At 45.8% G+C, this 12,883-nt stretch carries 18 protein-coding genes; 6 read left to right on the plus strand and 12 right to left on the minus strand.

Features of this window, described 5'->3' with window-relative positions; all coding sequences use genetic code 11:
• Nucleotides 1-9 precede the first annotated feature (9 nt).
• The gene (locus tag ICN10_RS06645) at nt 10-543 is read right to left on the minus strand and encodes a DUF2889 domain-containing protein (protein ID WP_216213956.1); all 534 of its coding nucleotides are present in this window, start codon (nt 541-543) and stop codon (nt 10-12) included.
• A gap of 103 nt (nt 544-646) precedes the next feature.
• On the opposite strand from ICN10_RS06645, the gene ICN10_RS06650 reads away from it, so the two are divergent.
• Together ICN10_RS06650 and ICN10_RS06655 are read left to right on the plus strand one after the other, a co-directional pair.
• Nucleotides 647-1,372 (plus strand): pseudouridine synthase, encoded by a 726-nt coding sequence (locus ICN10_RS06650; RefSeq protein ID WP_216213959.1) that lies wholly within the window; start codon nt 647-649, stop codon nt 1,370-1,372.
• An 11-nt stretch (nt 1,373-1,383) separates the two neighbouring features.
• Nucleotides 1,384-1,671 (plus strand): 4a-hydroxytetrahydrobiopterin dehydratase, encoded by a 288-nt coding sequence (locus tag ICN10_RS06655; RefSeq protein WP_216213960.1) that lies wholly within the window; start codon nt 1,384-1,386, stop codon nt 1,669-1,671.
• Here ICN10_RS06655 and ICN10_RS06660 read toward each other — a convergent pair.
• The gene (locus ICN10_RS06660; RefSeq protein ID WP_068322043.1) at nt 1,668-1,883 is read right to left on the minus strand and encodes a hypothetical protein; all 216 of its coding nucleotides are present in this window, start codon (nt 1,881-1,883) and stop codon (nt 1,668-1,670) included. The two genes, ICN10_RS06655 and ICN10_RS06660, sit on opposite strands and share 4 nt — an antisense overlap.
• A gap of 150 nt (nt 1,884-2,033) precedes the next feature.
• Here ICN10_RS06660 and msrQ point away from each other — a divergent pair, with 150 nt between their 5' ends.
• Nucleotides 2,034-2,627, plus strand: a complete 594-nt coding sequence (gene msrQ, locus ICN10_RS06665; protein WP_216213962.1) for a protein-methionine-sulfoxide reductase heme-binding subunit MsrQ — start codon at nt 2,034-2,036, stop codon at nt 2,625-2,627.
• Nucleotides 2,628-2,640: 13 nt separating this feature from the next.
• Here the strand turns inward: msrQ and ICN10_RS06670 are convergent, their stop codons facing one another.
• Nucleotides 2,641-3,531, minus strand: a complete 891-nt coding sequence (locus ICN10_RS06670) for a transporter (RefSeq protein ID WP_216213964.1) — start codon at nt 3,529-3,531, stop codon at nt 2,641-2,643.
• Between the two features lie 58 nt (nt 3,532-3,589).
• Here ICN10_RS06670 and ICN10_RS06675 point away from each other — a divergent pair, with 58 nt between their 5' ends.
• Nucleotides 3,590-3,916 (plus strand): hypothetical protein, encoded by a 327-nt coding sequence (locus ICN10_RS06675; RefSeq protein WP_255536826.1) that lies wholly within the window; start codon nt 3,590-3,592, stop codon nt 3,914-3,916.
• Here the strand turns inward: ICN10_RS06675 and ICN10_RS06680 are convergent.
• Complete coding sequence (locus ICN10_RS06680; RefSeq protein ID WP_216213967.1) at nt 3,913-4,533, minus strand: SOS response-associated peptidase; 621 nt, start codon at nt 4,531-4,533, stop codon at nt 3,913-3,915. The two genes, ICN10_RS06675 and ICN10_RS06680, sit on opposite strands and share 4 nt — an antisense overlap.
• 84 nt (nt 4,534-4,617) lie before the next feature.
• Here ICN10_RS06680 and ICN10_RS06685 point away from each other — a divergent pair, with 84 nt between their 5' ends.
• The gene (locus ICN10_RS06685) at nt 4,618-5,463 is read left to right on the plus strand and encodes a peptidylprolyl isomerase (RefSeq protein ID WP_255536827.1); all 846 of its coding nucleotides are present in this window, start codon (nt 4,618-4,620) and stop codon (nt 5,461-5,463) included.
• Between the two features lie 40 nt (nt 5,464-5,503).
• On the opposite strand, the gene ICN10_RS06690 is transcribed toward ICN10_RS06685, so the two are convergent.
• The 4 genes from ICN10_RS06690 to fdxA are packed head-to-tail and all read right to left on the minus strand — an operon-like array spanning nt 5,504 to nt 8,233.
• The gene (locus ICN10_RS06690) at nt 5,504-5,992 is read right to left on the minus strand and encodes a dihydrofolate reductase (protein WP_216213969.1); all 489 of its coding nucleotides are present in this window, start codon (nt 5,990-5,992) and stop codon (nt 5,504-5,506) included.
• Nucleotides 5,993-6,003: 11 nt separating this feature from the next.
• On the minus strand, nt 6,004-6,798 hold the full coding sequence (locus tag ICN10_RS06695) for a thymidylate synthase (RefSeq protein WP_068322059.1): 795 nt from the start codon (nt 6,796-6,798) through the stop codon (nt 6,004-6,006).
• Between the two features lie 45 nt (nt 6,799-6,843).
• Nucleotides 6,844-7,890 (minus strand): FAD-dependent oxidoreductase, encoded by a 1,047-nt coding sequence (locus ICN10_RS06700; protein WP_216213971.1) that lies wholly within the window; start codon nt 7,888-7,890, stop codon nt 6,844-6,846.
• A 19-nt stretch (nt 7,891-7,909) separates the two neighbouring features.
• Nucleotides 7,910-8,233: a ferredoxin FdxA gene (fdxA, locus tag ICN10_RS06705; RefSeq protein ID WP_068322070.1), complete on the minus strand. Its 324-nt coding sequence runs from the start codon at nt 8,231-8,233 to the stop codon at nt 7,910-7,912.
• A gap of 147 nt (nt 8,234-8,380) precedes the next feature.
• Between fdxA and ICN10_RS06710 the strand changes: the two genes are divergently transcribed.
• The gene (locus tag ICN10_RS06710) at nt 8,381-9,364 is read left to right on the plus strand and encodes a D-glycerate dehydrogenase (RefSeq protein WP_216215237.1); all 984 of its coding nucleotides are present in this window, start codon (nt 8,381-8,383) and stop codon (nt 9,362-9,364) included.
• Nucleotides 9,365-9,465: 101 nt separating this feature from the next.
• Here the strand turns inward: ICN10_RS06710 and ICN10_RS06715 are convergent, their stop codons facing one another.
• From ICN10_RS06715 to moaA, 4 genes are read right to left on the minus strand one after another with little or no spacing between them, the layout of a single operon-like run.
• A complete protein-coding gene (locus ICN10_RS06715; protein ID WP_215400911.1) occupies nt 9,466-9,759 on the minus strand; it encodes a hypothetical protein in 294 nt (97 codons plus the stop codon).
• 12 nt (nt 9,760-9,771) lie between these two features.
• A complete protein-coding gene (gene glp, locus ICN10_RS06720; protein WP_216213972.1) occupies nt 9,772-11,088 on the minus strand; it encodes a gephyrin-like molybdotransferase Glp in 1,317 nt (438 codons plus the stop codon).
• A complete protein-coding gene (gene mobA / locus ICN10_RS06725; RefSeq protein ID WP_216213974.1) occupies nt 11,085-11,690 on the minus strand; it encodes a molybdenum cofactor guanylyltransferase MobA in 606 nt (201 codons plus the stop codon). Before mobA ends, glp begins: the two co-directional genes overlap by 4 nt.
• Complete coding sequence (moaA, locus tag ICN10_RS06730; RefSeq protein WP_216213976.1) at nt 11,690-12,805, minus strand: GTP 3',8-cyclase MoaA; 1,116 nt, start codon at nt 12,803-12,805, stop codon at nt 11,690-11,692. Before moaA ends, mobA begins: the two co-directional genes overlap by 1 nt.
• Nucleotides 12,806-12,883 lie beyond the last annotated feature (78 nt).

The following is a 12,883-nucleotide window of genomic DNA, read 5'->3' on the forward strand; positions in this document are numbered from 1 at the left end:
GCTTAAGGTCTAAGGCTTCCAGCGATAAAATTTGGGGAAGACGCGCATCACCACTGGACCATTAAAGTCCCAGGATTTACAGGTACCCAAATAGAGCGGCGGCTTTTCTCCAGTGGGATCGAAAAATGCTCCTGGAATGGATTGATAGGCAGCAGTGGCAAGGCTGGTGAGCAGTTCGCGTAAATGAGTGCAGCCCTTGATGCCACCAAGATGCGTATCTATTGTCTTGCGCCAACCTTTACCTATCTGAGCACCAATGAGTGAGTCCATTGGTGGAATGACAGCAGTGCACTCTGCGTGTGGATAGCCATCCATGGCTGCTTCAATATCTTGAATCACAAATTCTTTATTCAGTGTGACGCGCACCCACATGTCATGAAATGCCTCGCCAGGCTGCCAGACTTTTGCGCTGGTCTGAAAGGGATTAGTTTTGAAATCCTTAAGATGCCCTTCAATATCCCACAGCCCATCCTCTCGTGCATACCCCTGAAATGTGATTTCTCGGGTGTGTAATAAGGAGCGTGGTTTTGGGGCGGATAACATGGGCAATTGCCTTGGGTAATGGCGTGAATACCTAATGATAATGAATTGGCGAATGAACCGACGGACTCAATGCAGTCCTGCTCTGTAGTATGCTTTGCAGCATATGGCAAAACCTATTTCTCTCGAAAAGATTCTCTTTAGCCAAGGCTTTGGTACTCGTCGCTACTGTAGTGATTTGGTGTATGCCGAGCTGGTGAAGGTGAATGGCGTATTGGCTGAAGACCCAGAAGAAAGAGTTGCTCCCGAGAACCTCATTCTCAATGTAGAAGGCAAGGATTGGGAGTATCACGAGAAAGCATATTTGGCATTTAATAAGCCAGCTAACTATGAGTGCTCACATAAAACGACTCATCATCCCAGTGTCTATAGCTTGTTGCCCAGCCCCTTTGTAGAAAGAGGTTTGCAATGCGTAGGGCGCTTAGACTATGACACTACTGGCTTGCTTTTGATCTCTGATGATGGTCAATTTATCCACAAGATGACCACTCCGAAGAAAAACATTGGGAAGGTATATCAAATTACAACACCAGAACCCATCACTCAGAAGCAAATCGATCACTTGTTAAATGGTGTTGTATTAGATGATGACCCAAAGCCGTGCTTTGCGACTGCCTGTAAACAAATAACAGAACATGTTTTAGCAATGACCATTGTTGAAGGACGCTATCACCAGGTGAAACGCATGATGGCTGCGGTCGGCAATCACGTTACCCAATTACATCGCACTGAAATCGGTGCCTATCAGATGCCTACTGATCTCGCAGAGGGTGAATGGCGTTGGCTTTACCCAGAAGATTTAAAGCAGCTTTCACAAAGTGTTGCTAGTTAAAGGAGTCTGCCTTGATTATTGATGGCTTAAATATAGAGAAGGAAATTCCTCTTTGGGCTCTAGAGGGTAAGACAATTCAGCGTGAGTTTGTCTTTAAAAACTTTAAGCAAGTGTTTGAATTTATGACTCTGTGCGCCAAGTACGCAGAAGAAATTGATCATCATCCCGATTGGTCAAATTCTTGGAATAAGGTATCGGTATCCCTATCAACTCATTCAGCTGGCGCACTGACCAAGTTAGATATTCAGTTGGCAAAAGCAATGGATACTTTTGCCTCCCAAGTGAGCTCTAAAAATTAGTGCTCGTCGCCTTCGTGTTCTTCCTCATTCATGCTCATGAGGATGGTTGCGAGTAAGCCATAGACCACTTCGGTGGAGATCATGCCATCTTCATCAAGCTCATCAATTAAGTCATTCAGACGGTCCTCAGTGGGCTCGTTGAGTAAGGTCATTGCACACTCACACCCATAGTCAAAGTCTTCGTCGTTCTGGGTTTGGTTCTCTTCGGTCATATTTATCCTTAATTGAACGCTCAGGATAGCAAATTACAGCCTAAATCGATAGGTCTAAATAGTTTGTCATTATTCCGATCATCATTGTTTAGCCTTAATGGCAAAAAGCATGTATCAGTTCTTTGCTTAGCTTGGTTTAAAGTGCTGTTTATGAAGTTCTTAAAACCAGCCATTTTCATTTTCTGCTTAGTGCCGCTGGCCCGCCTGGTTTGGCTTGGTGTTTATGGCGATCTAGGTGCCAATCCCATTGAATTCATTACCCGTTCAACCGGTACCTGGGCGCTTGTCTTTCTGTGCATTACGCTAGCAATGACCCCTTTGCGCCTAATAACGGGCTGGACCATTTGGATTAAGTTGCGTCGGATGCTGGGATTATTTTGTTTCTTTTATGCCGGTATCCATTTTTCCATTTGGTTTTGGTTGGATCAGAATCTAGATATTCAATCGATGTGGAGCGATGTTGTAAAGCGTCCATTTATTACGATGGGTTTTCTGACGCTGGTACTTCTTACTCCCTTAGCCATTACATCTAACCAGTGGTCGGTACGTCAGCTAGGAAAGCGCTGGTCTGTATTGCACAAGCTGGTTTACATCATTGCATGTACTGCAATAGCCCACTACTGGTGGCATAAAGCTGGTAAAAATGATTTGGATACCGTCTCAATCTATGGAGCGGTCATATTGATATTGCTTATTTGTCGCTTGCCAATGGTAAAGAGCTTTCTGCAAAAACTCAGAAATTAAGTGATTTGAGAACTTAAAACTCAGTCGTATAACGAATGGCAAGGCGCCGTGATTCTACAAAGCCATTTTTGATTTCTGTATCACGTCCATATTGGAGGCTTATCCTGCCAAAGGGGTAGTAAGCTAACGCGCTGAGCAAAAACCTCTGAGTGTTAACGACATTATTTTGGTAGGTATTGCCAATGGTCGTTGCCCCACCAGCTACATAGAAATAGGAGGCGCCCAGTGTGTAAGTTTGATTGAACTTGTAAATTGGGCCCAGCTGAGTGGTGGTTAAAGGCTTCTGATTTAAGGAGGTATTACTTGCGGATAAGCAGGCTGCAGCACATTGGCTATTGCCTCCAAACCACATGGTGTCGACGGCGACCATCCCATCTAAGCTACCAATAATGGGCTGCTGATATCCCATCTGAATATCTGATCGATAGCGATTCTCACCCAGATTAAAAGCTTGTTGACTGTTATAGCTGCCGGTCGGCGCAGTTAGATATCCAGCAACGCCAAAGTATCTTCTATTTTCTCTATCGGCATACGGCCAAATAGCTGTTGCAAATGTGAGGTCGCCAATGCCAGTGCTTGCAGGTAAAGATGCCAGTGATCCGGCTGGCTTAATGGTGCCGTAAGGTAACTGGAGGTAAGAGATGGCAGGTAAATTGGTAATTGAGTAGCTGGTGCTGAGGCGGGCAATTGCACTTTGAATGCCAATATCAGGGCTGCTAAATGGCCTAGAGGAAACGGCAGAGCCATTTCGGTAGTAAGTGCCACTTTCAGCATTGACATAGCTGATCATCGCATGATTTTTGCCGGGTAGTGGAGCAACAATATCGTTCGGCTGTAAATCAATCGCCAAGCAAATTGATGGCAGCATCAATAAAGCAGTTGCGAGAGCGCGGGATAAATTCATTGGAGTATTGTAATTAATATAAAAACAAGATGCATGTAGTTACCATACAATGGGATGTATGAATACATTCTTCTTGAGGCTGAGTCCATGCCTATTGTTTATGGGCATTTCAGCCTGTACTCAAGCGCCTCCTTTGCCACCTGGGTCTACAACGAACTCTCCATATACCCCGCAGCAGATCAAAGAGTTTAATAGTCAGACACTTTCTCCGGTGGAGGGGCCTTTTGGCCCAGTGGATCCAAGAGCAGAAGATCTTCGCCTATCTAAAGAGCGTGCATTGGATTCAAAATTCTATAACCAGCCTAAGGGCGAGCAGGAGGCTGAGGCGCTAGAAATGCAATCGGCCGACCCCTATCAAGCGACCAAGCCCGTTTTAACTTTCTAGGCAAGTACAAGCTCAGGGATTGACTCCAACTGAAGTAATGCTTGCGCTTCTTCCGGTGTGGCATTGAGCCATGCATTAAAAAGCTCGGGACGTAACGGAACCACAGTACGTTTTTCATCTTCAGGCTTATGCATACGATTCATTACTGGATGATTGCTAGCTTCAATCGTGAGCATGGAAAATGAGACGATGAGTTCCCTTGTTTCTGGCTCTGTCCAGGTGTCCCAGATTGAAGCAATCGCCATTGGCTCTTGATTGGCTTGTTTAATGGCGGTGCGCACCGCTTTGCCAGATTCATAGCAAGGCTCATAAAAAGCATCTGCTAAAGCCAATCCGTAATGCCGTTTTATCCAGGCATTCTTATAAGATGGTTTCTCAGCCACTGTTTCAGCCCGGGCGTTGTAGGTCTTTCTTCCAAAGGTTTCCTCTTTAGCCCAGGATGGCAATAAGCCAAAGCGAGCTAAGCCAGTTGCAGTGCGTCCAGTGTTGTGACTTTTGAGGACGATAGGTCCTGGATAAGTTGGAAATACATCATGCGCGGGAGACGCCGGTAAATCCAGGTCAAAGTGGGTTTTAACCCAATCTGTATTGACCGTGGTGAGGTATTGAACACACATGCCACTATTTTACTGTGGCTTATTGAGATTGAGCTCATGCCTGCTGGTAGTATTGAGGCTAAATTTTAGAAAGATCTCCCCATCATGAAACCTTTTTCCTCTGTATTTAATCCAATGGTAGTGCGCTTTATTGCTGCCGGTATCTTAGCTAGTGCTTTTGTTGGCAGCTCTTATGCGCAGCAGAGTGGTTTACCAATTAATGTTGCAGCCTCTGTTAATGGTGCCTTAATTACTAATGATATGGTTGAGCAAGGAATCAAAGCTGCTATTTCTCAGGGTCAAAAAGAATCGCCTCAGTTACGTGGTGCTGTGATTGAGAAGTTTGTTGAGGTCTTATTACTTTCTCAGCAAGCTGAAAAGGATGGCTTAGCAACTTCTGAGAAAGCCAATACGCAGCTCGCAATGATTCGTCAAAATTATTTAGCTGATCTTGAGCTATCTACATACATGGCTCAAAACCCAATTACTGATGCAGATCTCCAGGCTGAATACAACCGAGAGATTGCATCCTTAGGCCCTCAAGGGATGATTTCGGAGTACAAGGTAAGTGATATAGCAGTAGCCAGTGAAGCCGATGCACAAGCCGCTTTGGCACGCATCAAAAAGGGCGAGTCATTTGATAAGGTTGCCAAGAGCGTTTCCTTGGCTCCAAACAAAGTTCAGGGCGGCGCAGTAGGTTGGATCCAGCCTGGTCAGGTTGCCCCTCAGTTGGCATCTGTGCTTATCACGCTCTCTAAAGGGCAAGTATCGCCTGCACCAATCCAGATGCAGCAAGGTTGGTACTTGATCAAATTAGAAGATAAAAAGTCGAGCAAGCCGCCTTCATTTGAACAAGCAAAGCCAGCTATTCGTGCTGGTATGACGCAAAGAAAGCAGTTTGAGTTTTTAAGTCAACTCGCAAAAGATGCAAAGATTATTGTTCAGCAATAAGAATTTACGCTGAAGAAAAAAGGACCCCGCGGGGTCCTTTTTATTTGCGCTCCAAGGTAATGAAGCTAAAGGTGATATCACCTTCGGATCCGGGAGTGCGCTCTACCTCTTTCCAGTCCGATGCATTTGGTACTTCAAAGAAAGTATCGCCACCTTCAATATCTAAATCAATTTCAGTGATGTAAAGACGATCGGCCTTATCAAATGCTTGGGTAAAGAGTTGTTCGCCACCAATAACAAAGACCCGGGGAAATTCGCTAAGACTCTCCAAGGCTTCATCCAGAGATCCAACTAATTCACCGCCAGTTATTGGGTAGTTTGCATTCCGGCTCACCACGATATTGCGACGGCCGGGAAGCGGGCGGCCAATAGATTCCCAGGTCTTACGGCCCATGATGACAGGGTGACCCATCGTCACGCGTTTGAAGAATTGCAAATCAGCAGAGATCTTCCAGGGCATTTGATTATCGCGTCCAATCACGTGATTACGTGAGCGCGCAACAATCATGGAGATGGCAGGTTGAGTCATATGCTTAATTCTTAAATAGCTACAGGAGCTTTAATGTGAGGGTGAGATTCGTAACCTACGATTTCGAAGTCTTCGAACTCGTAATCAAAAATCGAATCAGGCTTGCGCAAAATATTGAGCTTAGGCAATGGGAAGAAATCTCTAGATAACTGAAGCTCTACCTGCTCTAAGTGGTTGCTGTAAAGATGGCAATCACCGCCAGTCCAAATAAAGTCACCCACCTCTAGATTGCATTGTTGCGCCATCATGTGAGTGAGCAAGGCGTAGCTGGCGATATTAAATGGCACACCCAAGAAAATATCCGCGCTGCGTTGGTAGAGTTGGCATGATAGCTTGCCATCTGCTACATAAAACTGAAAGAAGGCATGGCAGGGCGCTAAAGCCATACGGGGAATATCAGCAACGTTCCATGCGGAAACAATAATGCGACGTGAGTCTGGATTCTTTTTGATGGTCTCCACCACTTCGGAGATTTGATCGATATGCTGTCCGTTTGGCGCAGGCCATGAGCGCCACTGATAACCATAGATTGGGCCTAGATCACCATCGGGTGCTGCCCATTCATTCCAAATAGAAACGCCACGTTCCTTGAGCCAATTATTGTTTGTGCTTCCTTTAAGGAACCAGAGTAATTCATAAATAATGGATTTGAGATGCAGCTTTTTAGTAGTCACCATCGGAAAGCCATCTGCCAAGTTAAAGCGCATTTGGTGTCCGAATACGGAGACTGTGCCAGTTCCCGTTCTATCGGACTTTTGAACCCCCTTGGCGAGGACTTCTTTCATGAGATCGTGATATTGGCGCATATGTATCAGCTAAATGGAGTTATATGTAGACGAATTAGGGATAGCTTACTCGAATGTGGGCGACTTCACTCCCAGCGCCTTGTGGAGCTTGGTTGAAGTGGTCGTATATTGGAGCGGAATCTGCTTTTCTGGGTTCATGTACTCTGCGGCTGCAAAGGCAGCCAGAGCTGCCTCATGAAATCCAGACAAAATGAGTTTTTTCTTGCCCGGATAGACATTGATGTCGCCAACCGCATAAATGCCCGGGATACTGGTTTGGAATTTCTGGGTATCCACGCAAATTTGTTTGCGATCGATATTGAGACCCCAATCAGCGATGGGTCCTAATTTTGGGGAAAGACCAAAAAATACCAAAAGATCATCGAGTGGAATTTGCTTGGTTTCGCCGTCAATATTGGTGAAGGTAATTTCTGCGAGTCGATCATCTTGTGCTTCGTAAGCAGTCACTTGTCCGATAAGTAATTGCATTTGATTGCTCGCACAAAGTTCACGCATTTTTACGATTGATTTGGGAGCAGCCTTAAATTCATCACGGCGATGAATTAATGTCACGCTAGCAGCAATTTCAGAAAAATGAATTGCCCAATCTAGTGCAGCATCGCCACCTCCGCAAATCACAATTCTTTTGTCTGCAAATTGCTCAGGACTTTTAACGTGATAAAAAAGTTGCTTGCCTATAAAGCGGTCTATGCCCTCTAGGTTCAGGAGGCGAGGCTGGAAAGCGCCAACGCCAGCGGCAATAAATACAGTCTTGCTGAGGAAGTGTTTGTCTTGTGAGGTGCTAATTAGAAAGCGACCATCAGCCTGCTGCTCTAGCTTGCTTACTTCTTGGCCAAGATGAAACTGGGCGTCAAATGGCTGAATTTGCTTGAGCAAATTATTCGTGAGTTCGCGTCCAGTGCACACTGGAATAGCGGGAATATCGTAGATGGGTTTGTCAGGATAAAGCTCGATGCATTGACCACCAACTTCTGGCAGCGAATCAATTACATGGGCTTTGATTTCTAGTAGGCCTAACTCAAAGACCTGAAAGAGACCCACAGGACCGGCGCCAATGATGACAGCATCGGTTTGTGTGGGTGAGTTTGACACGAATACTTTTGCTAGAAAATTACTTTACTAGCTGGTCGAGTTTGTTCTTAACGTCTTTCCATTCTTCAGCATCTGGAAGAGCCGCTTTGGACTTGGTGATAGATGTCCAAGAAGGGGAGAGTTCTGCATTGAGCTTGATGAATGCTTGTTGATCACCAGGCACATCATCTTCAGCATAAATAGCATTTACTGGGCACTCTGGAACACAAACCGCGCAATCGATGCACTCATCTGGATCGATCACTAAAAAATTAGGACCCTCGCGAAAGCAGTCAACTGGGCAAACATCAACACAGTCGGTATATTTGCAGCGGATACAGGATTCGGTAACAACGTAAGTCATGGCAGTTTTGTTTCAAGAGCCCCAAAAGCTGGGCGCTAAGTTATAAAACCTCAATTTTAGCCGAAATAGCCTATTTTTCAGGCTAAAGGGTTAATTTACTTGAGGTAAAGTTCCCCTATGAATACACAGCCCAATACCCAAGTAAACATGCAAAAACCCAAAATTTTGGTGGCAAGAGCCATTTTTCCTGAGGCTTTGGCCAAACTGGAAGAGTCATTTGATGTGCGGTCCAACCAAGAGGATCGTATTTTTAGTCCAGAAGAGTTGCAAAAAGAACTCTCGGGAGTTGTAGGGGCTTTAGTAGCAGGCAGCGAAAGAATTGATGCAAATGCACTGGCGCATGCCAAAGATTTGAAGATCGTGGCCAATATCTCGGTGGGATATAACAATTTCGATGTTCCAGCAATTACTGCAGCGGGAGTGATGGCTACCAACACTCCCGATGTATTGACGGATACAACTGCTGACTTTGGGTTTGCGCTACTGATGGCAACTGCAAGACGCATTACTGAATCAGAGCACTGGGTGCGTGCTGGTCATTGGGATAAGTGGTCGATTGTGAATAACCCCCTTGGAATGGATTTGCATCACAGCACTGTTGGCATTATTGGTATGGGTCGTATCGGTCAAGGCATTGCTAAGCGTGCATTAGGTTTTGGAATGAATGTGATCTATCACAACCGCAGCCATCTATCCGATGCTGATGAAAAAGCCTGTGGTGCCAAGTATGTTTCCAAAGAAGAATTGCTGCGCACTGCAGATCATGTGGTCTTGGTATTGCCCTATAGCGCTGAAAGTCACCACACTATTGGCGCCAAAGAAATCGCCCTCATGAAGCCGACTGCAACCCTGATAAACATTGCCCGTGGCGGTATTGTGGATGATGCAGCGCTTGCTCAAGCTCTCAAAGAAAAACGCATTTTTGCAGCTGGTCTTGATGTCTTCGAGGGTGAGCCTAAGGTACATCCGGAGTTACTCAAGTTAAGCAATGTTGTGTTGGCTCCACATATTGCTAGTGCAACAGAAAAAACACGCAGAGCGATGGTTGATCTAGCGGTAGACAACTTACGCGCTGCGTTAGATGGTAAAAAACCACCCAGCTTGATTAATGCGGAAGTTTATAAACCTTAACTTTATTAAATTAACTCAGCACTAAAAATAAGTAGTAAAAAATAAAGCCGAGTGAGAACTCGGCTTTATTGGTTGGAGCGTAACTCCGGAAATTGACCCTTTTATTCTGCGTCAATTTCTTCTGGTAGCTCGCGCATTGCTAATTCAATACCACCGAACTTACCTGCAACCCAGTTGTAGACTTTGCATGCAATCCATAGCAAACCAAAGCCTAATAAGGCATTGAGAATCAGGGCTGACAGCACAGTAAATCCAGGGATGGCGCCATCACGAATGAAGGCAACAAACAATGCCAACAAAACGATTGGAACGGAGAAGCAGAGGTAAACCAAAACCAAGGTTTTGGCGGTATGCATTGGGTCGAGGAAGACCAGTTCTTTTTTGGTGAGTTTCATGATGACGCAATCTTAAAGCAGTCCATCAAAAAGCGCTATATCTACCCAGTCTCCAGCGGCAACATTTCCCTGTTCATGACCTAGGATGACAAAGCAATTTGCCTCACTCATGGAGCGTAAGATCCCGGCACCTTGGCTGCCAGTGAGTTTGACTGTTGGCTTGCCATCAGCACTACGTCCCAAGATGGCGCGCTGAAACTCAGTGCGACCAGGCTTTTTCCGAATGGGGGCCTCGGCCATGGCTTGAGTCAATGGCGGCTGTGTTTGATTGGCGCCGTTGAGTTGCAAGAGGGCGGCACGAACAAACTGATAGAAGGTCACCATGACTGCCACTGGGTTTCCGGGCAAACCAAAGAAGAGAGTTTTGCGAGCGGGTGATTTTCCAGCGACTGGCTTGAGTACGCCAAATGCCATTGGCCGCCCTGGTCGCATGGCGATTTTCCAGAAGCCAACATCACCTAACTCTTGCATGATTTGTTTTGTGAAATCTGCTTCGCCAACTGAAACGCCGCCAGAAGAAATTAAGACATCTGCTTTATTAGAAGCCTCAATAAATGCTTGCTTCAAAGAAGCGGGATCATCACGCACAATGCCGCAGTCAATGATTTCTAGATTTAAGCGATTCAATAAGCCTGTGAGGCTGAAGCGATTACTGTCGTAAATGCTGCCAGCATTCAACGCTTGCCCTAAAGAGCATAGCTCGTCGCCCGAAGACAAAATCGCTACTTTCAGTTTTCGTTTTACTTGGAGTGTTGGAATGCCTAAAGAAGCTGCGAGACCTAAATCGGATGGACGGAGCAAGCGGCCCGCAGCAATAGCGGGTTTACCTTGTTGCAGATCTTCGCCGCGTAAGCGTCTATTCTCACCAAGCTTTAGTTGATCTTGTTTAAATTCAATGGTGAGCTCGTCTTTTGCGGTGGTGAACTCTTGTGGAATTACTGTATCGCAGCCAGCAGGCATCACTGCGCCCGTCATGATCTTCAGGCATTCGCCATTTCCAACCTTGCCTTCATAAGGTTTGCCTGCAAAGGCGGTGCCCACGATCCGCAATGAAATTGTTGGACTAGTTGTATTAAGGCACTTGCCATCAAATGCAAAGCCATCCATTGCTGAGTTATCTGCAGCAGGGACATCAATTGGCGAGAGTAGGTCTACAGCTAGGATGCGGTCAATGGCTTTATCTAGAGCTACTGTTTCAATATCAGCGGGATCATTAATGGCTCTGGACTCTTGAATAAGGTCATCCACTAACGCTACAATTGCTTTGCGAGCATCATCAACATGCAGTGATGAAGTCAAAAGGATAGGTTGATTTGGGGAATGACTCATGCAGACACTTCCTCGAGTTTTTTGAGTTCTTCAGGAGTATTGACGTTGGCAAATACTTGAGGATCATCAAAAACCACCGTACTACTGCGTAACTCTTTAAACCAACGATCAATTTTGAGATCGCCTTTTTGTAGAAATTGATTCAAGGAGTCTTGTAAATTGCTGCGCATCAAGCAAAAAACGGGTTGTGCCCAGACCTTACCATCTGCCTCTTTGCTGGAGGCGTAAACCAATTGAAAGTCACCACGCTCCATCTCGGTCGCTAATAGCTCGGCGAGATTGTTGGGGAGTAATGGTGAGTCGCATGGTGACGTTAGAAGGTAAGGTGTCTTACAGGCCTTCAAACCTACTGAGAATCCAGCTAGGGGCCCTGAAAAATCAGGCGTCTCATCCATGACGACTGGGTAGCCATAAGTCGCGTACTTTGTGATGCTACGGTTGGCATTAATCACAATGGTTTGTACCTGCGGCTTGAGTTTTGCGATTGCTGACTCGATCAGTGGTTTGCCATGAAATGGAATTAGACCTTTATCTATGCCACCCATGCGTTGTGCGCGTCCGCCAGCAAGTATGAGCCCAGTAATATCTTTAGTTGAAATCATTAACCACCAATATAAGACATTTCAACCTTGCGATTGCCTGAGGCTAGTTTTGCGGTATTGGAACCTCTAATCTCAGAATAGTGATCCTCACGGGCTGCCCAGGTATTCATGACAGCGTTGGCAATTTCTAAATCGGATTTGCCTGAGCGCAATAATGTTTTGAAATCAAAACCTTCATTAGCGAAGAGGCACAGATACATTTGCCCATCAGTGGAGATGCGCGCTCTAGAGCATTCATGACAGAAGGTCTGCGTGACGCTAGAGATCACTCCGATCTCGCCTGAGCCATCGACATAACGCCAGCGTTGTGCAACTTCTCCAGAGTAGTTTGCTTCAATTGGTTCTAAAGGGAAGACCTCATTAATTCTGGCAATGACTTCTTTAGAGGGCAGCACTTGCTCCATGTTCCAGCCGTTAGAACTGCCAACATCCATAAATTCAATAAAGCGCAGAATGACGCCGCTGCCCTTGAAGTGTTTGGCCATCGCAACGATCTCATGATCATTGGTTCCTTTTTTCACCACCATGTTGACTTTGATGTTCTGAAAGCCAACTTCTTGAGCGGCCTTAATTCCATCAAGCACATCAGCCACCGGAAAATCGACATCATTCATTTTCTTGAAGATGGCGTCATCCAAACCATCAAGGCTGACAGTTAATCGGTGCAGGCCAGCCGCTTTTAACGCCGCAGCTTTTTTCCGCAAGATACTACCGTTGGTGGTGAGGGTAAGGTCTAGCGGCTTACCGTCGGATGTCGGAATTTTTGCCAGCATCTCGATGAGCACTTCTAAGTTTTTACGTAGCAAGGGCTCGCCACCAGTTAGTCGAATTTTTTCAACGCCTAAGGTAGAAAAGATGGAAGTGAGTCTAGCAATTTCTTCGAAGCTCAGTAATTCTTTGTGCGCAAGATATGGGTAGTTTTGATCAAAGACTTCTTTGGGCATGCAATAGGTGCAGCGGAAGTTACAACGATCGGTAACAGATATGCGCAGATCTCTTAAGGTACGCCCACGAGTATCTTTGGTATGGCCATGAGGCGTGACAAGCTGCGCGCCAATAGATGGCGTCAGGCCTTTGCCTTCGTCAAGTCGGATGGGGATTACTTTTTCAACCATGTTCGCAATTATGGCTGTGAAACGGGGTTTCTGCCAAACCGCCAAATATCCTTTTGGGATAAATGGCGGTCTGGAGAA

The sequence above is a fragment of the Polynucleobacter sp. 86C-FISCH genome (genome assembly GCF_018882415.1).
In the GTDB taxonomy this organism is placed as follows: domain Bacteria; phylum Pseudomonadota; class Gammaproteobacteria; order Burkholderiales; family Burkholderiaceae; genus Polynucleobacter.